The sequence below is a fragment of the Burkholderia sp. LK4 genome (assembly GCF_001043615.1).
Classification (GTDB): Bacteria; Pseudomonadota; Gammaproteobacteria; order Burkholderiales; family Burkholderiaceae; genus Burkholderia; species Burkholderia cepacia.
Map to the genome: position 1 here is coordinate 220,824 of NZ_LDUL01000009.1, position 23,350 is coordinate 244,173.

Annotated in this window: 22 protein-coding genes and 1 riboswitch; of the genes, 21 read left to right on the forward strand and 1 reads right to left on the reverse strand. The window is 68.9% G+C overall.

Annotated elements, in window-relative coordinates; translation table 11 throughout:
* The first annotated feature begins 4 nt into the window (after positions 1-4).
* The 12 genes from VK92_RS05160 (at position 5) to VK92_RS05215 (ending at position 12,049) form a co-directional block, all read left to right on the forward strand.
* Complete coding sequence (locus VK92_RS05160; protein WP_021164383.1) at positions 5-382, forward strand: response regulator; 378 nt, start codon at positions 5-7, stop codon at positions 380-382.
* A gap of 33 nt (positions 383-415) precedes the next feature.
* Entirely contained in the window at positions 416-2,683 is a 2,268-nt protein-coding gene (cheA, locus tag VK92_RS05165; protein ID WP_048025310.1) for a chemotaxis protein CheA, read from the forward strand.
* A gap of 51 nt (positions 2,684-2,734) precedes the next feature.
* Positions 2,735-3,250 carry a chemotaxis protein CheW gene (gene cheW / locus VK92_RS05170; RefSeq protein ID WP_021164320.1) on the forward strand — a complete coding sequence of 172 codons (516 nt, stop codon included), beginning with the start codon at positions 2,735-2,737 and terminating at the stop codon, positions 3,248-3,250.
* A gap of 37 nt (positions 3,251-3,287) precedes the next feature.
* A complete protein-coding gene (locus tag VK92_RS05175) occupies positions 3,288-5,255 on the forward strand; it encodes a methyl-accepting chemotaxis protein (RefSeq protein WP_048025311.1) in 1,968 nt (655 codons plus the stop codon).
* Between the two features lie 3 nt (positions 5,256-5,258).
* Positions 5,259-6,251, forward strand: a complete 993-nt coding sequence (locus tag VK92_RS05180) for a CheR family methyltransferase (RefSeq protein WP_048025312.1) — start codon at positions 5,259-5,261, stop codon at positions 6,249-6,251.
* Positions 6,248-7,063: a chemoreceptor glutamine deamidase CheD gene (gene cheD / locus VK92_RS05185; RefSeq protein ID WP_048025313.1), complete on the forward strand. Its 816-nt coding sequence runs from the start codon at positions 6,248-6,250 to the stop codon at positions 7,061-7,063. Before VK92_RS05180 ends, cheD begins: the two co-directional genes overlap by 4 nt.
* Positions 7,060-8,151 (forward strand): protein-glutamate methylesterase/protein-glutamine glutaminase, encoded by a 1,092-nt coding sequence (locus VK92_RS05190; protein WP_042977249.1) that lies wholly within the window; start codon positions 7,060-7,062, stop codon positions 8,149-8,151. The genes cheD and VK92_RS05190 overlap by 4 nt, the downstream gene beginning before the upstream one ends.
* A gap of 67 nt (positions 8,152-8,218) precedes the next feature.
* A complete protein-coding gene (gene cheY, locus VK92_RS05195) occupies positions 8,219-8,614 on the forward strand; it encodes a chemotaxis response regulator CheY (protein WP_006485893.1) in 396 nt (131 codons plus the stop codon).
* Between the two features lies 1 nt (position 8,615).
* Positions 8,616-9,347 (forward strand): protein phosphatase CheZ, encoded by a 732-nt coding sequence (cheZ, locus tag VK92_RS05200; RefSeq protein ID WP_021162684.1) that lies wholly within the window; start codon positions 8,616-8,618, stop codon positions 9,345-9,347.
* Positions 9,348-9,616: 269 nt separating this feature from the next.
* A complete protein-coding gene (locus tag VK92_RS05205; protein WP_048025314.1) occupies positions 9,617-10,120 on the forward strand; it encodes a DUF2844 domain-containing protein in 504 nt (167 codons plus the stop codon).
* Positions 10,121-10,136: 16 nt separating this feature from the next.
* Positions 10,137-11,381: a DUF3443 family protein gene (locus VK92_RS05210; protein ID WP_048025315.1), complete on the forward strand. Its 1,245-nt coding sequence runs from the start codon at positions 10,137-10,139 to the stop codon at positions 11,379-11,381.
* A gap of 170 nt (positions 11,382-11,551) precedes the next feature.
* Entirely contained in the window at positions 11,552-12,049 is a 498-nt protein-coding gene (locus VK92_RS05215; protein WP_048025316.1) for a VOC family protein, read from the forward strand.
* Positions 12,050-12,144: 95 nt separating this feature from the next.
* On the opposite strand, the gene VK92_RS05220 is transcribed toward VK92_RS05215, so the two are convergent.
* On the reverse strand, positions 12,145-12,549 hold the full coding sequence (locus VK92_RS05220; RefSeq protein WP_048025317.1) for a hypothetical protein: 405 nt from the start codon (positions 12,547-12,549) through the stop codon (positions 12,145-12,147).
* A 375-nt stretch (positions 12,550-12,924) separates the two neighbouring features.
* Between VK92_RS05220 and VK92_RS05225 the strand changes: the two genes are divergently transcribed.
* From VK92_RS05225 to metF, 9 genes are all read left to right on the forward strand, one after another.
* Positions 12,925-13,305 (forward strand): DUF805 domain-containing protein, encoded by a 381-nt coding sequence (locus VK92_RS05225; RefSeq protein WP_021162679.1) that lies wholly within the window; start codon positions 12,925-12,927, stop codon positions 13,303-13,305.
* A 363-nt stretch (positions 13,306-13,668) separates the two neighbouring features.
* On the forward strand, positions 13,669-14,865 hold the full coding sequence (flhB, locus tag VK92_RS05230; RefSeq protein ID WP_021162677.1) for a flagellar biosynthesis protein FlhB: 1,197 nt from the start codon (positions 13,669-13,671) through the stop codon (positions 14,863-14,865).
* Positions 14,862-16,961 carry a flagellar biosynthesis protein FlhA gene (gene flhA / locus VK92_RS05235; protein ID WP_021162676.1) on the forward strand — a complete coding sequence of 700 codons (2,100 nt, stop codon included), beginning with the start codon at positions 14,862-14,864 and terminating at the stop codon, positions 16,959-16,961. The genes flhB and flhA overlap by 4 nt, the downstream gene beginning before the upstream one ends.
* Positions 16,958-18,724, forward strand: a complete 1,767-nt coding sequence (gene flhF, locus VK92_RS05240; protein WP_048025318.1) for a flagellar biosynthesis protein FlhF — start codon at positions 16,958-16,960, stop codon at positions 18,722-18,724. The genes flhA and flhF overlap by 4 nt, the downstream gene beginning before the upstream one ends.
* On the forward strand, positions 18,717-19,535 hold the full coding sequence (locus VK92_RS05245; RefSeq protein ID WP_021163904.1) for a nucleotide-binding protein: 819 nt from the start codon (positions 18,717-18,719) through the stop codon (positions 19,533-19,535). Before flhF ends, VK92_RS05245 begins: the two co-directional genes overlap by 8 nt.
* 22 nt (positions 19,536-19,557) lie before the next feature.
* Complete coding sequence (locus tag VK92_RS05250; protein ID WP_006484033.1) at positions 19,558-20,292, forward strand: RNA polymerase sigma factor FliA; 735 nt, start codon at positions 19,558-19,560, stop codon at positions 20,290-20,292.
* A 99-nt stretch (positions 20,293-20,391) separates the two neighbouring features.
* Positions 20,392-20,517, forward strand: a riboswitch (S-adenosyl-L-homocysteine riboswitch).
* 32 nt (positions 20,518-20,549) lie between these two features.
* Positions 20,550-21,968: an adenosylhomocysteinase gene (gene ahcY / locus VK92_RS05255; protein ID WP_048025319.1), complete on the forward strand. Its 1,419-nt coding sequence runs from the start codon at positions 20,550-20,552 to the stop codon at positions 21,966-21,968.
* A gap of 162 nt (positions 21,969-22,130) precedes the next feature.
* Positions 22,131-22,484: a phage holin family protein gene (locus VK92_RS05260; protein WP_006477367.1), complete on the forward strand. Its 354-nt coding sequence runs from the start codon at positions 22,131-22,133 to the stop codon at positions 22,482-22,484.
* A 25-nt stretch (positions 22,485-22,509) separates the two neighbouring features.
* Positions 22,510-23,340, forward strand: a complete 831-nt coding sequence (gene metF / locus VK92_RS05265) for a methylenetetrahydrofolate reductase [NAD(P)H] (protein ID WP_021164275.1) — start codon at positions 22,510-22,512, stop codon at positions 23,338-23,340.
* Positions 23,341-23,350 lie beyond the last annotated feature (10 nt).

A 23,350-nucleotide genomic window follows, 5' to 3' on the forward strand; every position in this document is an offset into this window, starting at 1 on the left:
AGACATGATCCGAACCATTCTCGCCATCGACGACTCCGCGACCATGCGTGCGCTGCTCCAGGCAACGCTGGCGCAGGCCGGCTACGACGTGACGGTGGCGCCGGACGGCGAGGCCGGCTTCGACCTGGCGGCCACCGTGCCGTACGACCTGGTGCTCACCGACCAGAACATGCCGCGCAAGAGCGGGCTCGAAGTGATCGCCGCGCTGCGCAAGCTGACCGCCTATACGGAAACACCGATCCTCGTGCTGACGACCGAAGGCAGCGACGCATTCAAGGACGCCGCGCGCGACGCGGGCGCGACCGGCTGGATCGAGAAGCCGATCGACCCCGCCGTGCTGGTCGACCTGGTCGCGACGTTGTCCGAACCGGCCGCCTCCTGACATTCACGCGACGCATTCAACCCGGGACCGGGCATGACTCTCGACATCACTCAGTTCTACCAGACATTTTTCGACGAAGCGGACGAGCTGCTCGCGCAGATGGAGCAGTTGCTGCTGAACCTCGACGTCGGTTCGCCCGACCCCGAGGATCTGGCCGCGATCTTCCGCGCCGCGCATTCGATCAAGGGCGGCGCCGCGACGTTCGGCTTTTCCGCGCTGACCGATACGACGCACATCCTCGAATCGCTGCTCGACCGCGCACGCAACCATGAGCTGACGCTGACCAAGGAAATGGTCGACGCGTTCCTCGAGACCAAGGACGTGCTGTCCGACCAGCTCGTCGACTACCGCGCGAGCGCGGAACCGGACGCGGCCGCCGCCGCGACGATCTGCGCGAAGCTCGAGCGGCTGAAGGCCGAGAGCGGGGCGGATGCGCCGGCTGCCGCTGCCGCGCCGGTCGCCGCTGCCGCTGAACCGGTCGCTCCGGCTGCTCCGGCTGCTCCGGCCGTGGAGACGGCCGCCGGCGACGCTCGTGCGCCCGACCACGTGGTCGAGCAGGCCGTCGCGGCTGCGCATCCGGCCGCCGATGCCGGCGCGGACGAAGGCGGCCCGCACCTGAAGATCACGCTCGTGGGCGTCGACGCGAAGGACCAGGAGCTGCTGACCGAAGAACTCGGCAACCTCGGCCGGATCGTGGGCCGCGAGCAAGTGGGCGCCGACCTGACGCTGTGGGTCGAATCGGACGTGCCGTCCGACGACATCGTCGCCGTGTGCTGCTTCGTGATCGACGAAAGCCAGATTCGCGTCGCGCGCGGTACGGCGCCGGCCGCACCGGCCGCCGCTCATGACGCCGCGGCATCCGCTGTGGAGCCGGCCCCCGCTGCAGAACCGGCCGCCGCCGCGCAGCCGGTGCGCGCCGAGGTCTTCGCGCCGCAGGCCGCCGCGCAACCGGCCGCACCGGCATCGGCAGCGCCGCCCGCGCCCGCCGCGCCGGCGCCGCAGCCGGCCCAGCCAGCGCACGCCGACCATGCGCCGCAGGCCGCCGCGCATCACGACGACAAGCGCGCGCGCCCGGCCGCCGCGGCCGCATCGGGCGCCGAAGGCAGCTCGATCCGCGTCGGCGTCGAGAAGGTCGACCAGCTAATCAACCTCGTCGGCGAACTCGTGATCACGCAGGCGATGCTCGCGGAAACCGCGAGCGCGTTCGATCCGGCGCTGCACGACCGCCTGTTCAACGGGATGGCGCAGCTCGAGCGCAACGCGCGCGACCTGCAGGAAGCGGTGATGTCGATCCGGATGATGCCGATGGACTACGTGTTCAGCCGCTTCCCGCGGCTCGTGCGCGATCTCGCCGGCAAGCTCGGCAAGCAGGTCGAGCTCGTCACGTTCGGCCAGGCGACCGAGCTCGACAAGAGCCTGATCGAACGGATCATCGATCCGCTCACCCACCTCGTGCGCAACAGCCTCGACCACGGGATCGAGACGGTCGACAAGCGCGTCGCCGCCGGCAAGGACGCGGTCGGCCAGCTCGTGCTGTCGGCCGCGCATCACGGCGGCAACATCGTGATCGAGGTGAGCGACGACGGCGCGGGCCTGAACCGCGAACGCATTCTCGCGAAGGCCGCGAAACAGGGCATGCAGGTGTCCGACAACATCAGCGACGACGAAGTCTGGCAATTGATCTTCGCGCCGGGCTTCTCGACCGCCGAGACGGTGACCGACGTGTCGGGCCGCGGCGTCGGGATGGACGTCGTGAAGCGCAACATCCAGTCGATGGGCGGTCACGTCGAGATCACGTCGCAGGCCGGCCGCGGCACGACCACGCGGATCGTGCTGCCGCTCACGCTCGCGATCCTCGACGGGATGTCGGTGAAGGTCGGCAACGAGATCTTCATCCTGCCGCTGAACTTCGTGATGGAGTCGCTGCAGCCGTCGAACGACGACATCTACACGGTCGGCAACGGCGAGCGCGTGGTGCGCGTGCGCGGCGAATACCTGCCGCTCGTCGCGCTGCACGAGGTGTTCTCGGTCGATGACGCGCGCACCGACCCGACGCAGGGGATCGTCACGATCATGGAAACCGAGGGGCGCCGCTTCGCGATGCTGATCGACGAACTGGTCGGCCAGCAGCAGGTGGTCGTGAAGAACCTCGAAACCAACTACCGCAAGGTGCACGGCATCTCGGCGGCGACCATCCTCGGCGACGGCAGCGTCGCGCTGATCGTCGACGTCGCGGCGCTGAACCGCGAAACCCGTGCGACGCACGGCGCCCGTGCGGGCGCCGAGCTCGCGATGTTCTGATGTCTCTCGCCATTCAACCGATTGGGGGCAAACGTGTCTGCTGAAGTCCAAATGATCAATCCGGCCGCGGCGAACGCGGCAACGAGCCGCCGCGACGCGGAACAAGGCGACGCGACGGGCCAGGAATTCCTCGTGTTCACGCTCGGCGACGAGGAATACGGGATCGACATCCTGAAGGTGCAGGAAATCCGCGGCTACGACAGCGTCACGCGCATCGCGAACGCGCCGGATTTCATCAAGGGCGTGATCAACCTGCGCGGGATCATCGTGCCGATCGTCGACATGCGGATCAAGTTCCATCTCGGCCGCGTCGAGTACGACCACCAGACGGTCGTGATCATCCTGAACGTCGCGCATCGCGTGGTCGGGATGGTGGTCGACGGCGTGTCGGACGTGCTGACGCTGCAGACCGACCAGATCATGCCGGCGCCGGAATTCGGCGCGACGCTGACGACCGAGTACCTGACGGGCCTCGGCACGGTCGACGGCCGGATGCTGATCCTGATGGACATCGAGAAGCTGATGTCGAGCCGTGAAATGGCGCTGATCGAGACGCTCGGCGGGTAAGCGCGCCGCGCGCGCAGGAATTTCGGGAGAATCTGCAATGTTGCATAACTGGTCGATCCGCACGACGCTCACGGCGGTCGGACTCATCCTGGTGGCGCTGGCCGCAGCCGTCGGCGGGCTCGGCCTGTACGCGCTGAATCACGCGAGCCGCTCGCTCGACGAGATCGCGCACGTCGACCTGCCGGCGATCCACACGCTCGACGACACGGCCGCGCACCTGCTGCGCTCGCGCGTCGCGCTCGACCGCTTCCGCACGCTGACCGAAGCCGGCAATACGGCCGACGCGCCGAAGGTGCTCGACCGCGCGCAGGAGCTGTTCGCGAAGTCGAACCAGAACTGGCAGGCGTTCCAGTCGTTGCCGAAGCTCGGCGTCGAGCAGGCGCTCCTCGACGAGCTCACCGCACGCTACACGACGATCGTGAAGGAAGGCGTCGAGCCGGAATTCGCGGCGGCGCGCGCGGGCGACATGGCGGCGTACCACGCGATTGCCGACGCGAAGATCAGCCCGATGTTCGTCGCGTTCGACCAGACCGCGGCGGCCGTGATCGCGTCGCTGCAGAAGCGCGCGGAAGAACGCCAGGCCGCGACGCAGTCGCAGATCTCGCTGATGATCGGGCTGATCGCGGCCGGCATCGCGATCGCGTTCGTCGTCGTGATCGCGATCCGCTTCGCGCTGCGCGGGCTGATCGTGCAGCCGCTCGAGGACGCGATCGCGCACTTCGAGCGCATCGCCGGCGGCGACCTCACGCAGCCGGTGAACGTATTCAGCACCAACGAGATCGGCCGCCTGTTCGGCGGCATCAAGCGGATGCAGGACGCCGTCACGGCGATGGTGCAGGCCGTGCATCGCGGCACCGAATCGATCGACGTCGGCGCGCGCGAGATCTCGACCGGCAACACCGATCTCTCGCAGCGTACCGAGGAGCAGGCCGCGTCGCTGCAGGAAACCGCGTCGAGCATGGAGCAGCTCACGGGCACCGTGCGCCAGAACGCGGAGAACGCGCGGCAGGCGAGCCAGCTCGCGGTGAACGCGTCCGACATCGCGACGCAGGGCGGCGACGTGGTCGGCCAGGTCGTGTCGACGATGCAGGACATCGCGGCGAGCTCGGGCAAGGTCGTCGACATCATCGGCACGATCGAAGGCATCGCGTTCCAGACCAACATCCTCGCGCTGAACGCGGCGGTCGAAGCCGCGCGCGCGGGCGAACAGGGCCGCGGCTTCGCGGTGGTCGCGGGCGAGGTGCGCTCGCTCGCGCAGCGCAGCGCGAGCGCCGCGAAGGAAATCAAGCAGTTGATCGGCGATTCGGCCGAGAAGGTCGAAAGCGGGTCGGCGCTCGTGTCGCGCGCCGGTTCGACGATGGACGAGATCGTGCAGGCCGTGCGCCGCGTGACCGACATCATGGGCGAGATCAGCGCCGCGTCCGAGGAGCAGTCGACCGGCATCGAGCAGGTCAACCGTGCCGTCGGCCAGATGGATTCGGTCACGCAGCAGAACGCGGCGCTCGTCGAGCAGGCCGCCGCCGCGGCCGCGTCGCTCGAGGAGCAGACGCGCCAGATGAAGACGGTCGTCGCAGGCTGGCGCGTCGCGGGCGGCATCGTGCTCGCGCCGTCGCGCGGTGTCGCGCGGCCGGTCGCGCATGAACCGGCGCCTGCGCCGGCGCTGACGTCGGAGCCGCGTTTCGACGCGGCGCCGGTCGCCGCGCTGCCGGCCCCGCCGGCCGCCGCCCAACCGGCACGGCGTGCCGCGCCGGCGCCGCGTGCCGCGGCCGCGTCGGGCGCCGGTCACGAATCGAAGCGCGCGGCCGATGCCGTTGCGCATGCGCCGAAGGACGCGCCGGCTTCCCGTGGCGCCGCCGCGGGCGGCTACGGGCCGCGTCTCGCGAAAACCGCCGCGCCGGCCGGCAAGCCGGCCGCGAAGCCCGCGCTCGTGCGCCCGGCGCTGAACGGCGAGAAGCCGGCGCCGGCCACGTCCGGCACGTCCGATGACGATTGGGAGACCTTCTAAATCATGTCGCACGCGCGCGCGCCGTTTCGACCCGATGCACCGGATGCCTCGCCTCGCGCGGGCGAGCCGGGGCGCGACTTCGCGTTCACGGGCGCGGATTTCGCACGCATCCGCGCGCTGATCCATCAACGCGCGGGGATCTCGCTGTCCGAGCACAAGCGCGACATGGCGTACAGCCGTCTCGCGCGCCGCTTGCGGGCACGCGGCCTCGACACGTTCCGCGACTACCTCGACCTGCTCGAGCAGGAAGACGATCCGCTCGAGTGGGAAGCGTTCACCAATGCGCTGACGACGAACCTGACCGCGTTCTTCCGCGAGTCGCACCATTTCCCGATCCTGGCGGATTTCGTGAAAGGGCGCCCGGCGCCCGTATCGGTCTGGTGTTCGGCGGCGTCGACCGGCGAGGAGCCTTATTCGATCGCGATCACGCTGATCGAGGCGCTCGGCGAATCGGCCGCGCGCGGCGCGTCGATCCTCGCGACCGACCTCGACACGCAGGTGCTCGCGAAGGCGGAGGCCGGCATCTACACGTATGACCAGGTCAAGCACCTGGCGCCGGAGCGGCTGAAGCGCTTCTTCCTGAAGGGCACGGGCGCGCAGGCCGGCCGCGTGAAGGTGCGCCCCGAGCTGCGCGCGATGATCCGCTTCGAGCAGCTGAACCTGACCGATGCGGACTACGGGATCGCGAAGCCGTTCGACGCGATCTTCTGCCGCAACGTGATGATCTATTTCGACAAGCCGACGCAGGGGCAGGTGCTGTCGCGCTTCGAGCCGCTCGTGAAGCCGGGCGGGCTGCTGTTCGCCGGCCATTCGGAAAACTTCACGTACGTCACGCAGGCGTTCCGGCTGCGCGGGCAGACGGTGTACGAACTGACCCGCGACGCCGCGCAGGGCGCGCGGCCGCGTGGCGCGCAGGCGCCCGCGTCGGCCGCGACGGCGTCGCCGGTGCGTGCGCGGGCCGCGGGCGCCGTGCCCGCCTTTGGAGAGCGCGGATGAGCGCACTGCCGATCGCGACCAATCGCTACTTCGACAATCACTTCGGCCTGCCCGGCGTGAAGCTGCTGCCGAACGAGTTCTACACGACGTCCGAGGACATGGTGCTGATGACCGTGCTCGGCTCGTGCGTCGCCGCGTGCATTCACGATCCGTACGCGGGCATCGGCGGGATGAACCACTTCATGCTGCCCGACGACGGCGCCGATGCGGGCGCGGCCGCGTCCGACTCGATGCGCTACGGCGCGTACGCGATGGAAGTGCTGATCAACGAGCTGATCAAGGCCGGCGGGCGCCGCGAGCGCTTCGAGGCGAAGGTGTTCGGCGGCGCGGCCGTGCTGGCCGGCATGACGACGATCAACATCGGCGATCGCAACGCCGATTTCGTGCGCCGCTACCTGGCGCTCGAACGCATCCGCATCACCGCGGAGGACTTGCAGGACGTCCACCCGCGCAAGGTCGCATTCATGCCGCGCACGGGCCGCGCGATGGTGAAGAAGCTGCGGCTGCAGGTGCCGGGCGTGACCGAGCGCGAAGCCGCGCTCGCGCGCGAGGCCGATCGCCTGCGCGCCGCGCGGCCGCGCCCCCACGTCGAGCTGTTTGCGGCGAAACGGCCGGCCGCGCCGCAGCCGGCGCGCCCGCGTATCGAGCTGTTCGGCGCACGCGGCGCGGCGCCGGGCGGCGCCGGCGGCTCCAGCGGCTCCAGCGGCTCCAGCGGCTCCAGCGGCTCCAGTGGCTCCAGTGGCTTACGGGCAGCGAACCCGCAAGCCGGCAGCCCGTATGCGGCGAACCTATCAAGAAAGCAGGAGGCATGACCGCAGTGCAGAAGATCAAAGTATTGTGCGTCGACGATTCGGCGCTGATCCGCAGCCTGATGACCGAGATCATCAACAGCCAGCCCGACATGACGGTGGTCGCGACCGCGCCCGATCCGCTCGTCGCGCGCGAGCTCATCAAGCAGCACAACCCCGACGTGCTCACGCTCGACGTCGAAATGCCGCGCATGGACGGGCTCGACTTCCTCGAGAAGCTGATGCGCCTGCGGCCGATGCCGGTCGTGATGGTGTCGTCGCTGACCGAGCGCGGCTCGGAAATCACGCTGCGCGCGCTCGAGCTCGGTGCGGTCGATTTCGTCACGAAGCCGCGCGTCGGGATTCGCGACGGGATGCTCGACTACGCGGAAAAGCTCGCCGACAAGATCCGCGCGGCGTCGCGTGCGCGCGTGCGCCAGGCGCCGCAGCCGCAGGCCGTCGCGCGCGCGGCGGACAGCCACGCGGCCGCGCCGATGATCAACAACCCGCTCGTCAGTACCGAGAAGCTGATCATCATCGGCGCATCGACGGGCGGCACCGAGGCGATCCGCGAAGTGCTGACGCCGCTGCCGCCGGACGCGCCGGCCGTGCTGATCGCGCAGCACATGCCGCCGGGCTTCACGAAATCGTTCGCACAGCGGCTGAACGGCCTGTGCCGGATCGCGGTGAAGGAAGCCGAGCACGGCGAGCGCGTGCTGCCGGGCCACGCGTATATCGCGCCGGGCCACGCGCACCTGTTGCTTGCGAGGAGCGGGGCGAACTATATTGCGCAACTGTCGGACGAGCCGCCGGTCAACCGGCACCGCCCGTCGGTCGACGTGCTGTTCCGCTCGGCGGCGACGCACGCGGGCAAGAACGCGATCGGGGTGATCCTGACCGGGATGGGCCGCGACGGCGCGGCCGGCCTGCTGGAAATGAAACGCGCGGGCGCCCACACGTTCGCGCAGGACGAAGCAAGCTGCATCGTGTTCGGGATGCCGCGCGAGGCGATCGCGCTCGGCGGCGCGGACGAGGTCGCGCCGCTCGCCGACATGAGCCGCCGCGTGATGGCGCGCCTGGCGACGATGGGCGACCGCGTGCAGCGCGTTTGAATGGAATGTCACGGGGCGCGTGCCACGATACGCGTCCCGACGGAAACGAATCTGGAAAGGAACGACGATGGACAAGAGCATGAAAATCCTGGTGGTGGACGATTTCCCGACGATGCGCCGGATCGTCCGCAACCTGCTCAAGGAACTGGGCTACTCGAACGTCGACGAGGCCGAGGACGGCCTCGCCGGCCTCGCGCGGCTGCGCGGCGGCGGCTACGACTTCGTGATCTCGGACTGGAACATGCCGAACCTCGACGGCCTCGCGATGCTGAAGGAAATCCGCGCGGACGCGACGCTCACGCACCTGCCGGTGCTGATGGTCACGGCCGAGTCGAAGAAGGAGAACATCATCGCGGCGGCGCAGGCCGGCGCGAGCGGCTACGTCGTGAAACCGTTTACGGCCGCGACGCTCGACGAGAAGCTGAACAAGATCATCGACAAGATGGCGAAGGCCGGGAGCTGACGTGAACGAGCCGATCCATGCCGCGCTGACGGGCGCCGGGTTCAGCGCCGACGGCCAGGCCGAAGGTGCCGATTACGCGAGCGACCGCATCCTCGCGCGCATCGGCCATGTCACGCGCACGCTGCGCGATTCGATGCGCGAGCTCGGGCTCGACAAGCATGTCGAGCGGGCGGCCGAAGCCGTGCCCGATGCGCGCGACCGGCTGCGCTACGTCGCGACGATGACCGAGCAGGCCGCCGAACGCGTGCTGAATGCGATCGAGGTGGCCAAGCCGATGCAGGCGCGCCTCCAGAGCGAAGCCGAAGCACTCGACGCGCGCTGGGCGCAGTGGTATGCGGCGCCGATCGAGCACGCGGAAGTGCGCGAGCTGATGGACGATACGCGGACGTTCCTGCGCACGCTGCCCGAATCGACGTCGGCGACCAGCGCGCAACTGCTCGAGATCATGCTCGCGCAGGATTTCCAGGACCTGACCGGGCAGGTGATCAAGAAGATCATGGACATGGTCTACCTGATCGAGCAGCAGCTCCTCACGGTGCTCGTCGAGAACATCGCGCCCGAGCGGCGCGAGCAGTTCGCGGCCACCGCGGCCGCGCTCGCCGCCGAGCAGATGAGCTCGACCGGCAGCCCCGAGTCGCTGCTGAACGGCCCGCAGATCGCGCCGGAAGGCAAATCCGACGTGGTCCAGGACCAGGGGCAGGTCGACGACCTGCTCGCCAGCCTGGGCTTCTGACCCTGCCGCGTGCATCGGCGCGCCTCCGTTTCGCGGGGGCGGCGCGATGCATGCGTCGCGCCGTTTCCACAACGTCCACCACGTTTACCCGGGCTAGCCGCCTGCGCACGCGCCGGTCGGCCTGCGTCGAATTGACACTTCGACACACTCAGCAGGCATACTACGCGTCAGCAGCAACGAAGCGTCATTCATACGACTCATACGTCGGCAGGCGGCGCGGGCACGATCGCCGCGCACGCTGCCACGAAGCCAGTCCCGTGGGAGGGAATGTGAAGCTGAAACGCTTGGGCCGCGCCGTCGCGCACGCGACGGCTGCAACGGGTGTGCTGTGGGCCGTCCACGCGCACGCCGAACTGGGCGGCGCACCGATGTCGCCGCCGGCGGACGATCAGGCCGCAAGCGTGCGCGCGCTGCAGCGCGCGATGCGTTCGGCGGACGGCGTGCAGGCGAGTGCCGCCGCCTATACCGTCCGCGAAATCACGCTCGGGTCGGGCACCGTCATTCACGAATACACGTCGGCCGCCGGCAGCGTGTTCGGCCTCGCATGGCAAGGGCCGACGATGCCGGATCTCGCATCGCTGCTCGGCAGCTATTTCCCGCAGTACACCGCTGGCGTCCAGGCGGCGCACAAGGCGCGCGGCTGGCGCGCGCCCGTGTCCGTCGATACGAGCGGCCTCGTGATCCGGACGGGCGGCCACATGGGCGCCTTCTCGGGCCAGGCGTGGCTGCCGGCGGCGCTGCCTGCCGGCGTGGCCGGCACCGACATCCAGTGACAGCGGGAGAGCGACCTTGAGCATTCCTCGTACATTCAAGCGCTGGCTCGGCGTGCTGGGCCTCGCGGCGGCGACGGCCATCCTCGTGACCGCATGCGGTGGCGGCGGCGGCGACGGCGGCGGCAGCAGCAACTCGGGCAACAACGGCAACAACGGTTCGGGCGGCTCGGACGGCAATTCCGGGAACACGGCCGTCATCAACGTCAACGCCGGCGTGGCGAACGTGATCAACATCCCGACCATCAGCGTGAAGGTCTGCGCGCCGGGCACGTCGAACTGCCAGGTGGTCAACAACGTGCTCGTCGATACCGCGTCCTACGGGTTGCGGCTCGTCGGCAGTGCGGTGTCGGGCGTGCTCGGCAGCCTCCCGCAGGTGACGAGCGGCGGCGCGCCGGTCGCCGAGTGCGGCAAGTTCGTGTCGAGCTATACGTGGGGTTCGGTGCGCACGGTCGACCTGTCGATCGGCGCCGAGCAGGCGCGTTCGCTGCCCGTGCAGATCATCGGCGACCTCGGCACGACGAACGTGCCGGCCTCGTGCACGAACGGCGGAGCGTCGGCCAACTCGGCGAGCGCGCTCGGCGCGAACGGGATTCTCGGCATCGGGCCGGCGCCGGTCGACTGCGGCACGACCTGCGCGACGTCGACGTCGTCGAGCAACAACTACTACGCGTGCCCGAACGGCGACAACGCGAGCTGCGCGGTCGCGCTCGTGCCGGTAGCGCAGCAGGTGGCCAACCCGGTTCATCGTTTCGCCGACAGCAGCGGGGTGAGCGTGACGATGCCGAGCATCTCGAACAGCGGGCAGGCCAGCGCAACCGGGACGCTGACGTTCGGCCTGCCCGACCTGACCGGGAAGACCGTGATGACGTCGACCACGACGGGCGACGTCAACGCGACGTTCCTCGGGCGCAACGTGACCGCGTTCTTCGATACGGGCTCGAACGCGTATTTCTTCAACGATTCGTCGGCGAACGGGACGGCATGCACGAGGAACACGCAGTTTTACTGCCCGGCGACTACGGTCAATGACTCGGCGACACTGACCGGCCAGAACGGCGTGTCCGGCACCGTGCCGATCACGTTCATGAACGCGGATTCGCTGTTCTCGAACCCGTCGACATACGCGTTCAACGACATCGCGGGCCCGTTCGGTTCGTCCAGCTGGCTCGACATCGGCATGCCGCACTTCTACGGCAGGACGATCTACTTCGGGATGGACAAGACCTCGACCGGCGGCGCGGCGCCTTTCGTCGCGTTCTGACGCGGCAGGGCCGCACGCTGAAAGGAACGGGGGCGAGAAATCGCCCCCTTTTTTTATCCGGCGGCCGCGCACGGCACGACCGGCCGGGCCGGAGCGCCGCCGCGTGCGGGAAGAGCGCCTACGATGTAATACCGGCGGCCGTGCCGGCACGACATCGAGGAGGCAGCGCCATGAGCCCGCGCATACAACGCATCACCCCGTTCCTTTGGTTCGACCGCGACGCCGAGGCGGCCGCCGGTTTCTACGTGTCGGTGTTCGACAACGCGCGCATCGTGCACGTCGCGCGCTACGGCAAGGCCGGCGCGCACGCATCCGGCAGCGCGGAGGGCGCGGTGATGACCGTCGCGTTCGAGCTCGACGGGCAGGCGTTCATCGCGCTGAACGGCGGCCCCGTGTTCCAGATCACGCCGGCCGTGTCGTTCGTCGTCAACTGCCGGGACCAGGACGAAATCGACCGCTATTGGGCGCGCCTGTCCGAAGGCGGCGACGAGCGCGCGCAACAGTGCGGCTGGCTGCGCGACCGGTTCGGCGTGTCGTGGCAGGTCGTGCCGGTGCAGCTGCCGGAACTGATGGCGGGCGATCCCGCGCGCGCCGAGCGCGTGATGGCGCAGGTGATGACGATGAAGAAGGTCGATCTCGCCGCGCTGCAGCGGGCGGCGGCGGGCTAGGCGCGTGCGCCGGCCCGTTGTCGGCGTGAACGGTGCCTCGCGGGGGCCATGGCCGGCAGGGGGCCGGGAAAGCCCGTGATCGGCGTATACGGGCGCTAGACCGGCGGCCGGCCGGCACGCCTCAGCTGCGTATGGTCGAGGAAGCGGTGGCCGGGCCCGTACGCGGTGCTTTCGATCCGGACGGCATCGGCCGGCGCGACCGGGCGCCCGGCGGCATCGACCGACACCGATTCGATCTCGACGACCGGCACGCACCAGGCCGCGCGGGCGCGTTCCGACGGTTCGCCGCGCGCGTCGGCGCAGCGGAAAGCGACGCTCGCGGGGACATCCTGCGCGCGCAGGGTTTGCGTCGACCCGTTCCACACATGGTGCAGGGTGATCGTGCCGGGGTGCGGTGCGTCAGGCGCCTGCGCGCCGGGCGGCAGGGCCGGCGTGCCTGCGCAGCCGGCTGCCAGCGCGCAGGCGAGCGACAGCGACGGAACGAACGAATGACGGAGCATGATGCGGTCAGGCCGGAATCGGGAATGACGAAGCGTAGCGCGCCTTGCGCGCCGGCGTAATACCGGCCGGCTAATCGAATGCGTCACTCGCAGCGATTATCGATCGTACCGGGTTTCATTCGGTTGTAATCAAGTGCCGGATTATCCGGGGCTGTCGTTTATGTCAGGTGTTAAAGATTATTAAAATGACGCGGCATGCAAGTCTGTGGCGCCGCATTCCGCTGCGGTATCCGTTCCCGCGCCGTACTGGCATGCGCTGCAGCCGGGCGAACGCATTACCCGCCATGTGAAAATAGATTGGAGTCCGCCGAAATTCAAACATATAATGCCGGCGTTGTTTCCGGGGTCGTCAATATAAAACAGGAGGGTAATAAGATGAATTTTTCAGAAGCCGTTCGTTCCGTACTCAATAAATACGCGACCTTCGAAGGCCGCGCGCGCCGTGCCGAATACTGGTATTTCGCGCTGCTCACCTGCGTGCTGTCGATCGTCGCGCAGGTCGTCGGCGCGGCGGGCCACGACGCGGGCCTGATCACGCTGCTGCTGCTCGTCGTGCTCGGCCTGATCTCGCTCGCGCTGATCATTCCGAGCATCGCGGTCAGCGTGCGCCGGCTGCACGATACGGGCCGCTCGGGCTGGTTCCTGCTGCTGGCACTGATCCCGATCGTCGGCGGCATCCTGCTGCTCGTGTGGATGTGCTCGCGCGGCACCGAAGGCCCGAACCGCTTCGGCGCGGACCCGATCGCGGCGGCCTGACCGACGCCTGCCCCGACGCGCGACGCTGTCGCGTCGGGGCCTGGTTTCGCGCCGCACCCGCTACACCGCTTCACTGCTTCACCAACCGCTTCACCATTTTCCCGCTTCGCGCCGTCGTCGCTCGGCCCGAAGCCCCAAGCCCCGCGCCCACCCTCGCGTCGCACCGGCCGGCCCGTTTCGCCGCCGCGCCGCACCCCGTTCCGTCCCTCTTCCGGCCCCGTCCGGCCGCGTTTGCACCGGCTCGCCCGATTCCCCGAAATACCCCCCTTTCCCGGCTTTGCTCGACCGATCGGTGTTTGACGCCTCCATGAATAATCGGTGTCACTGGAAAGCGGCATTCCGCCGTACCCGACTGGAGGCCCCGTGGCAGACGAGAGCGATCTCGACAAGACCGAAGCCGCCACTCCCAGGCGCCGCGAGAAGGCGCGCGAGGAGGGGCAGGTCGCGCGTTCGCGCGAACTGGCTTCGTTCGCGCTGCTCGCGGCCGGGTTCTACGGTGCCTGGCTGCTCGCGGGCCCGTCGGGCGGGCATCTGCAGGCAATGCTGCGCGGCGCGTTCCTGTTCGATCGCGCGACCGCGTTCGACACGAACCGGATGCTGTCGGCGGCCGGCAGCGCGAGCCTCGAAGGCTTCGCCGCGCTGCTGCCGCTGCTCGCGCTCACGGGTGTCGCCGCGCTGCTCGCGCCGATGGCGCTCGGCGGCTGGCTGATCTCGCAGAAGACGTTCGAACTGAAGTTCGACCGCCTGAACCCGATCTCGGGCCTCGGCCGGATCTTCTCGATCCAGGGGCCGATCCAGCTCGGGATGTCGCTCGCGAAGACGCTGGTCGTCGGCGTGATCGGCGGCGTCGCGATCTGGCGCAGCAAGGACGAGCTGCTCGGTCTCGCGATGCAGCCGCTCGGCGTGGCGCTGCCCGATGCGCTGCACCTGGTCGCCGTGTGCTGCGGCACGACGGTCGCCGGGATGCTGGTGGTCGCCGCGCTCGACGTGCCTTACCAAATCTGGCAGTACAACAAGAAGTTGCGCATGACGAAGGAAGAAGTGAAGCGCGAGCATCGCGAGAACGAAGGCGATCCGCACGTGAAGGGGCGGATCCGCCAGCAGCAGCGCGCGATCGCGCGGCGCCGGATGATGGCGGCCGTGCCGAAGGCCGACGTGGTCGTGACGAACCCGACGCACTTCGCCGTCGCGCTGCAATACACGGACGGCGAGATGCGCGCGCCGAAGGTCGTCGCGAAGGGCGTGAACCTCGTCGCCGCGCGCATCCGCGAACTCGCGGCCGAACACAACGTGCCGCTGCTCGAAGCGCCGCCGCTCGCGCGTGCGCTGTATCACAACGTCGAACTCGAACGCGAGATTCCCGGCTCGCTGTACTCGGCCGTCGCCGAAGTGCTCGCGTGGGTCTACCAGCTCAAGCGCTTCCGTTCGGAAGGCGGCGCGTTCCCGGCGGTGCCGGTCGACCTGGACGTGCCGGCCGACCTCGACAAGGGCGCGTCGGTCTCCGCCGACGACGAACGCGAGGAAGCCGAAGACACGCTCGGTAACGGAGGCGCGGCATGAGCACCCCGACCGGCCTGTTCGCGAAGCGCCAGAATCCGTTCGCGGGCACCAACCTGCGCGCGCTCGCGGGCCCGATCCTCATCTGCATGATCCTGGGGATGATGATCCTGCCGCTGCCGCCGATGCTGCTGGATCTGCTGTTCACGTTCAACATCGCGCTGTCCGTGATGGTGCTGCTCGTCAGCATGTACACGATGAAGCCGCTCGACTTCGCGGCGTTCCCGAGCGTGCTGCTGTTCTCGACGCTCCTGCGCCTGTCGCTGAACGTCGCGTCGACGCGCGTCGTGCTGCTCGAGGGCCATACCGGGCCGGACGCGGCCGGCCAGGTGATCGAGGCGTTCGGCCACTTCCTCGTCGGCGGCAACTTCGCGGTCGGCATCGTCGTGTTCGTGATCCTGATGATCATCAACTTCATGGTGATCACGAAGGGCGCGGGGCGGATCGCCGAAGTGTCCGCGCGCTTCACGCTCGACGCGATGCCCGGCAAGCAGATGGCGATCGACGCCGACCTGAACGCGGGCCTCATCAACGAGGAACAGGCGCGCAAGCGCCGCCTGGCCGTCTCGCAGGAAGCCGAGTTCTACGGGTCGATGGACGGCGCGTCGAAGTTCGTGCGCGGCGACGCGATCGCCGGCCTGATCATCATGGCGATCAACGTGATCGGCGGGCTGATCGTCGGGATGGTCCAGCACGACATGACGTTCGCCGCGGCCGGCACGAACTACACGCTGCTGACGATCGGCGACGGCCTCGTCGCGCAGATCCCGTCGCTCGTGATCTCGACCGCCGCCGGCGTGATCGTGTCGCGCGTCGCGACCGACGAGGACATCGGCACGCAGATCACCGGCCAGCTGTTCACGAACCCGCGCGTGCTGAACATCACCGGCGCGATCATCGTGCTGATGGGGCTGATCCCGGGCATGCCGCACTTCGCGTTCCTCGCGCTCGGCGGGGGCGCGATCTGGCTGGCCCGTACGCAGACGAAGCGCGCGGCGGCCCGCAAGGCGGCCGGCGACCTGACCGACATCGCACCGCCCGCCGTGCTGCCGTCCGACAGCCACGAGGCGACCTGGGACGACGTGCAGCTGATCGACCCGCTCGGCCTCGAAGTCGGCTACCGGCTGATCCCGCTCGTCGACAAGAACAGCGACGGCGAACTGCTCAAGCGCATCAAGAGCATCCGCAAGAAATTCGCGCAGGAAATCGGCTTCCTGCCGCCCGTGATTCATATCCGCGACAACCTCGAGCTGCGGCCGAACGCGTACCGGATCGCGCTGAAGGGCGTCGAGATCGGCGTCGGCGAAGTGTTCCCGGGCCAGTGGCTCGCGATCAACCCCGGCCAGGTGACGGCCGCGCTGCCGGGCGCCGTCACGCAGGACCCCGCGTTCGGGCTGCCGGCCGTGTGGATCGACGTCGCGATGCGCGAACAGGCGCAGGTGTACGGCTACACGGTGGTCGACGCGAGCACGGTCGTCGCGACGCACCTGAACCATCTGGTCGTCCAGCACGCGGCCGAGCTGCTCGGCCGCCAGGAAGTGCAGGCGCTCGTCGAGCGCACCGGCAAGGACGCGCCGTCGCTCGTCGAGGACCTCGTGCCGAAGACGATCTCGCTGACGACGCTGCAGAAGGTGCTGCAGAACCTGCTCGAGGAAGGCGTGCCGATCCGCGACATGCGCACGATCCTCGAGGCCGTGTCCGAACACGCGGGCCGCGGCGACGCGTTCGAGATCACGGCCGCGGTGCGGCTCGCGCTCGGCCGCGCGATCACGCAGCAGTGGTATCCGGGCGCGGGCGAGATGCAGGTGATGGGCCTCGACGCGAATCTCGAGCGCGTGCTGTCGCAGGCGCTCGCCACCGGCGCGAACCCGGGCCTCGAACCCGGCCTCGCGCACAACCTTCTGACCGGCACGCAGCAGGCGATGCTGCGTCAACAGAATCTCGGGCTGCCGCCCGTGCTGCTCGTGCAGCACGCGCTGCGCGCGATGCTCGCGCGTTTCCTGCGCCGCAGCCTGCCGCAATTGAAAGTGCTGTCGTACGCCGAAGTGCCGGACACACGCACGATCAAAGTCGTTAACGTCATCGGGGGTTCCGCTTGAACATTCGCAAATTCACCGGCGCAACGAGCCGCGACGCACTTCGTCTCGTGCGCGAGGCGCTCGGCGCCGACGCGGTCGTGCTGTCGAACCGCACGCTCGATGACGGCAGCGTGGAAATCGTCGCCCTCGCCGATTCGGACCTGGCCGCCGTGACGCCGCCGGCCGCGGCGCGCGCACGCATGGCCGCGCCGCGCGTGCCGGAATCGGTGCCCGCCGCCGCGGTGCCGGGCATCGTGTCGCGCCCGGGCGCGGCGCTCGCCCGCCCGGCCGTCAATCCGTATGCGGCAGGCGAAGGCGGGTTGCCGGACGTGTTCTCGTCGATGTTCGGCGCAAGCGCCGATACGGACGCGGGCTCGGACGACACGGCCGCGCCCGCTTCGACGCTCGATGCGGACCCGCTGGCCGGCATGCCGGCGGCCGCCGCCGCCGCCGCTCCCGCCGCCGGTGCGCCGGCCGCGGCTTCCGAACCCGCACCGTGGCTGGTCGAGCACGCGAAGCGCCTGACCCAGCAGCGCGATGCGCTGATGGCGCGCACGCAGGCGGCGCCTGCCGCGCCGCAGCCGAGCCCGCCGGCCCCGCAGGCCGCCGCGAGCGCGACGCCACCCGGCTGGGCGCGCGACATCGTGCGCGACGCCGAACGCCGGATGCCGGCCGCCGCGACCCGCGCGCCGGACCCGGGCGCTGCGCAGGCCGCGAAGGCGGCCGAGCGCACGCGCCTGTCCGCCGACGCCGCCGCCGCGGTGGCCGATGCGGTGAAGTCGCGCATCGAGCGGATCGTCAACGATACGGTGATGCAGGAGCTGGGCGAGCTGCGCGGGATGATGGAAGAGCAGTTCGACAGCCTGATGTGGCACGACCGCCAGCGTCGCAGCGCCGTGCATGGCGCGCTGACGAAGCACCTGTTCGCGGCCGGTTTCTCCGCGCAGCTCGTGCGGATGCTGGTCGACAACATGCCGTCCGGCGACGGCGCGCAGAGCTTCGAACAGGCGGCCGAATGGGCGCAGTCGGTGCTCGCGGCGAACCTGCCGGTGCTCGACAGCGAGGACGCGCTGATGGAGCGCGGCGGCGTGTTCGCGCTGATGGGGCCGACGGGCGTCGGCAAGACGACCACCACCGCGAAGCTGGCCGCGCGCTGCGTGATGCGCTTCGGCGCGAGCAAGGTCGCGCTGCTGACCACCGACAGCTACCGGATCGGCGGCCACGAACAACTGCGCATCTTCGGCAAGATCCTCGGCGTGCCCGTGCATGCGGTGAAGGATGCGGGCGATCTCGCGCTCGCGCTGTCCGAGCTGCGCAACAAGCACATCGTGCTGATCGACACGATCGGCATGAGCCAGCGCGACCGCGCGGTATCCGACCAGATCGCGATGCTGCACGGCGCGAACGCGCCGGTGCAGCGCCTGCTGCTGCTCAACGCGACGAGCCATGGCGACACGCTCAACGAAGTCGTGCAGGCGTACCGCAGCGCGGGCGAGCATCCGGACCTGGCCGGCTGCATCCTCACGAAGCTCGACGAGGCGACCCACCTCGGCGGCGTGCTCGACACGGTGATCCGCTACAAGCTGCCGATCCACTACGTGTCCACCGGCCAGAAGGTGCCGGAGAACCTGTACGTCGCATCGACCCGATTCCTGCTGAAGAGCGCGTTCTGTGTGCCGCGCGACGGCTCGCCCTTCGTGCCGCAAGACGAGGACATGCCGACGCTGCTTTCCGCACTGACCGCACGTTCCACCGCCGAGCTGCACGAGGTGCGATTTGGATAAACGAATCATCGACCAGGCCGAAGGGCTGCGGCGCCTGCTGGCCGGGCGCGCGTCGCGCATCGTCGCGGTGACGGGCGGGCCGGCGGGTGTCGGCTGCACGTCCACCGTCGTGAACCTCGCGGCGGCGCTCGCGTCGCTCGGCAAGGACGTGCTCGTCGTCGACGAGCGCGCCGACGTGCATTCGGCCAGCGCGACGCTCGCGGGCGCGTGGCTGCGTGACGGCGAGCGCACGCGGGTCGCGGCCGGCTTCGGCCTGTGCGCCGCCGCGCGGCTCGCGCGTGCCGGCTACACCGACGCGCAGCTCAGCGATTTCATCGACGGGCCGGCCGACATCGTCCTCGTCGACGCGCAGCTCGGCGCCGACGGTTCGTTCTCGGCGCTCGCCCGCGAAGCGCACGACGTGCTGGTCGTCACGCGGGTCGCCGCGCAGGCGATCACCGAGGCATACGCATGCATGAAGCGGCTGCATTTCGCGCACGCGCTCGCGCAGTTCCGCGTGCTGACCAATCACGTCGGCAGCCACGCGGATGCGAAGGTCGCGTTCGACAACCTCGCGGGCGTCGCGAGCCGCTACCTGACGGTGTCGATCGACGACGCGGGCTGCGTGAGCGCCGATCCGCTCGTCGAGCATGCGCGCGAGCTGACGCGCGCCGCGGTCGACGCGTTCCCGTCGTCGGCCGCCGCGCGCGACTACCGGCAGATTGCCGCCGACCTGCTGTACTGGCCGATGCGCCCGCGTTCGGGTGCGGGCCGCGCCGTGCACGCGGGCGGCAAGCCGTCGTATGAGGCGGGCGCGGCACACGCCGCATGAGCGCCACCGGAAGGAGAGAGCCATGATGTACAACGCTCAAGGAAAGATGTCCCAGGCCGACGTGCTCGCGCAATATGCGCCGCTCGTGCGTCGCCTCGGGCTGCAGCTCGTCGCGAAAATGCCGGCGAGCGTCGACCTCGACGACCTGATCCAGGCCGGCATGATCGGCCTGATGGACGCGGCCGGCCGCTACAAGGAAGACCAGGGCGCGCAGTTCGAGACCTACGCGACGCAGCGCATCCGCGGCGCGATGCTCGACGAGCTGCGCAGCAACGACTGGCTGCCGCGCAGCCTGCGCAAGACGTCGCGCGAGGTCGAGCACGCGGTGCACCAGGTCGAGCAGCATCTCGGCCGCTCGGCGAGCGAGACCGAGATCGCGCAGCACCTGAACATGCCGCTCGACGAGTACCAGGGGATGCTGCAGGACCTGCACGGCAGCCAGCTGATCTACTACGAGGATTTCGATCGCGCGGCCGACGACGAGCCGTTCCTCGACCGCTACCGCGTCGACCACGCGGACCCGCTGTCGGCACTGCTCGACGAGCACCTGCGCGAAGCGCTCGTCGAGGCGATCGAGCGGCTGCCGGAGCGCGAGAAGCTGCTGATGTCGCTGTACTACGAACGGGGTCTGAATCTGCGCGAGATCGGCGCGGTGCTCGAAGTGAGCGAATCTCGCGTATGCCAGCTGCACAGCCAGGCCGTCGCGCGCCTGCGCGCGCGGCTGCGCGAACAGGCGTGGGTCGGCGCGGAATCCTGACCCTTTACCGTTCCTGACGGCCGCGCGCGTCGACGCCGCGCGTTCGGCATCTGCATCCGTGTGCGCATTCTGCGCGCCGATTTGCTACAATCCCCTCCGTTTTCCGAGGAGCGTTGCGACGGACCCCTGCGTCCGCCAGGCTCGGAAAGCTTCACCAAGCAGCCGTGCGGCGCGCGTATCGCGACCGTCGCACCGGCCCCGCTTCCTGAACGGCGCTCACGTCACCAATCTAGAAACTTTTTAGAAAGGAGGGCGTGATGAACGCCATTATCGATTCCAAAGTCTCCAACGATTTCGTCGTCGCCGACATGGCGCTGGCCGGCTGGGGCCGCAAGGAACTGAACATCGCCGAGACCGAAATGCCGGGCCTCGTGCAGATCCGCGACGAATACAAGGCGCAGCAGCCGCTGAAGGGCGCGCGCATCGCGGGTTCGCTGCACATGACGATCCAGACCGGCGTGCTGATCGAGACGCTGAAGGCGCTCGGCGCCGACGTCCGCTGGGCATCGTGCAACATCTTCTCGACGCAGGATCACGCGGCTGCCGCGATCGTCGAAGCCGGCACGCCGGTGTTCGCGTTCAAGGGCGAATCGCTCGACGAATACTGGGAGTTCTCGCACCGCATCTTCGAATGGCCGAACGGCGAATTCGCGAACATGATCCTGGACGACGGCGGCGACGCAACGCTGCTGCTGATCCTCGGCGCGAAGGCCGAGAAGGACCGTTCGGTGATCGCGAAGCCGACCAACGAGGAAGAAGTCGCGCTGTACAAGTCGATCGCGAAGCACCTCGACGCGGACCCGACCTGGTACTCGACGCGCCTCGCGCACATCAAGGGCGTGACCGAAGAAACCACGACCGGCGTGCACCGCCTGTACCAGATGGAAAAGGACGGCCGCCTGCCGTTCCCGGCGTTCAACGTGAACGACTCGGTCACGAAGTCGAAGTTCGACAACCTGTACGGCTGCCGTGAATCGCTGGTCGACGGCATCAAGCGCGCGACCGACGTGATGATCGCGGGCAAGGTCGCGGTCGTCGCGGGCTACGGCGACGTGGGCAAGGGCTGCGCGCAGTCGCTGCGCGGCCTGGGCGCGACCGTGTGGGTCACCGAAATCGATCCGATCTGCGCGCTGCAGGCGGCGATGGAAGGCTACCGCGTCGTGACGATGGAATACGCGGCCGACAAGGCCGACATCTTCGTGACGGCCACCGGCAACTACCACGTGATCAACCACGATCACATGAAGGCGATGCGTCACAACGCGATCGTCTGCAACATCGGCCACTTCGACTCGGAAATCGACGTCGCGTCGACCCGCCAGTACCAGTGGGAAAACATCAAGCCGCAGGTCGACCACATCATCTTCCCGGACGGCAAGCGCGTGATCCTGCTGGCCGAAGGCCGCCTCGTGAACCTCGGCTGCGCGACCGGCCACCCGTCGTTCGTGATGTCGAACTCGTTCGCGAACCAGACGCTCGCGCAGATCGAGCTGTTCGTGCGCGGCAACGAGTACGAGAACAAGGTGTACGTGCTGCCGAAGCATCTCGATGAAAAGGTTGCGCGCCTGCACCTCGCGCGCATCGGCGCGAACCTGTCCGTGCTGTCCGACGAGCAGGCTTCGTACATCGGCGTGCAGAAGGACGGCCCGTTCAAGCCGAACCACTACCGCTACTGATCCGATGCGCCGCCGCCGCGGTGCCGTGCGCGCGTCGCCGACGCGCACCCGGCACGGCGGCACGGCGCGGGATCGCCGGCTGCCGCGGCGCGCCTTCGGGCACCCGCGGCGGCCGGCGGCGGCCACTGATCGTACCGATCGACAACCGAACCGGAGCACTCCATGAGCGTCATCCTCACCTGGGTCATCAACGCGCTCGCGCTGCTGATCATCACGTACCTCGTGCCGTCGATCCACATCAAGAGCTTCGGCACGGCGCTGATCATCGCGGTCGTGCTCGGCCTGATCAACACGGTGATCCGCCCGGTGCTGATCCTGCTGACGCTGCCCGTCACGATCGTCACGCTCGGGGTGTTCATCCTCGTCGTGAACGCGTTGTGCTTCTGGTTCGCGTCGTCGCTGCTGAAGGGCTTCGAGGTGTCGGGGTTCTGGTCCGCGTTCTTCGGTTCGATCCTGTACAGCATCGTGTCGTGGCTGCTGTCCGCCCTGATCTTCGGTCAGCGCGACATCGGCTGAGGCCTGAGCCTGTTCCCACCGAATCATGAAACCGATCGAACTCTCGTTTGAATTCTTCCCGCCGAAGACGGCGGAAGGCGTCGAGAAGCTGCGCGCCACGCGTGCGCAACTGATGCCGCTGAAGCCGAAATTCGTCTCCGTGACGTTCGGCGCCGGCGGCTCGACGCAGCAGGGCACGCTCGATACCGTGCTCGACATGCAGAAGGACGGCCTCGAGGCCGCGCCGCACCTGTCGTGCATCGGCTCGTCGCGCGACAGCTTGCGCGCGATCCTCGACCAGTACCGCTCGTACGGCATCCGGCACATCGTCGCGCTGCGCGGCGACCTGCCGTCCGGGATGGGCGCGGTCGGCGAGCTGCGCTATGCGTCCGAGCTCGTCAGCTTCATCCGCGCCGAGCATGGCGACTGGTTCCACATCGAGGTCGCCGGCTACCCGGAGTACCACCCGCAATCGCGCTCGCCGAAGGCCGATCTCGAGAATTTCGCGCGCAAGGTGAAAGCCGGCGCGAATTCCGCGATCACGCAGTACTTCTTCAACGCCGACGCGTATTTCCGCTTCGTCGACGATGCGCGCAAGCTGGGCGTGGACGTGCCGATCGTGCCGGGCATCATGCCGATCACGAACTTCTCGCAGCTGATGCGCTTCTCCGAGATGTGCGGTGCCGAAGTGCCGCGCTGGGTGGCACGCCGGCTCGAGAGCTTCGGCGACGATCGCGAGTCGATCCGCGCGTTCGGCGCGGACGTCGTCACGGGCCTGTGCCAGCGTCTGGTCGACGCGGGCGTGCCCGGGCTGCATTTCTATACGCTGAACACGGCGGCCGCGACGCGGACGATCTGTGAACGGCTCGACGTGTAGGCGCGCTCAC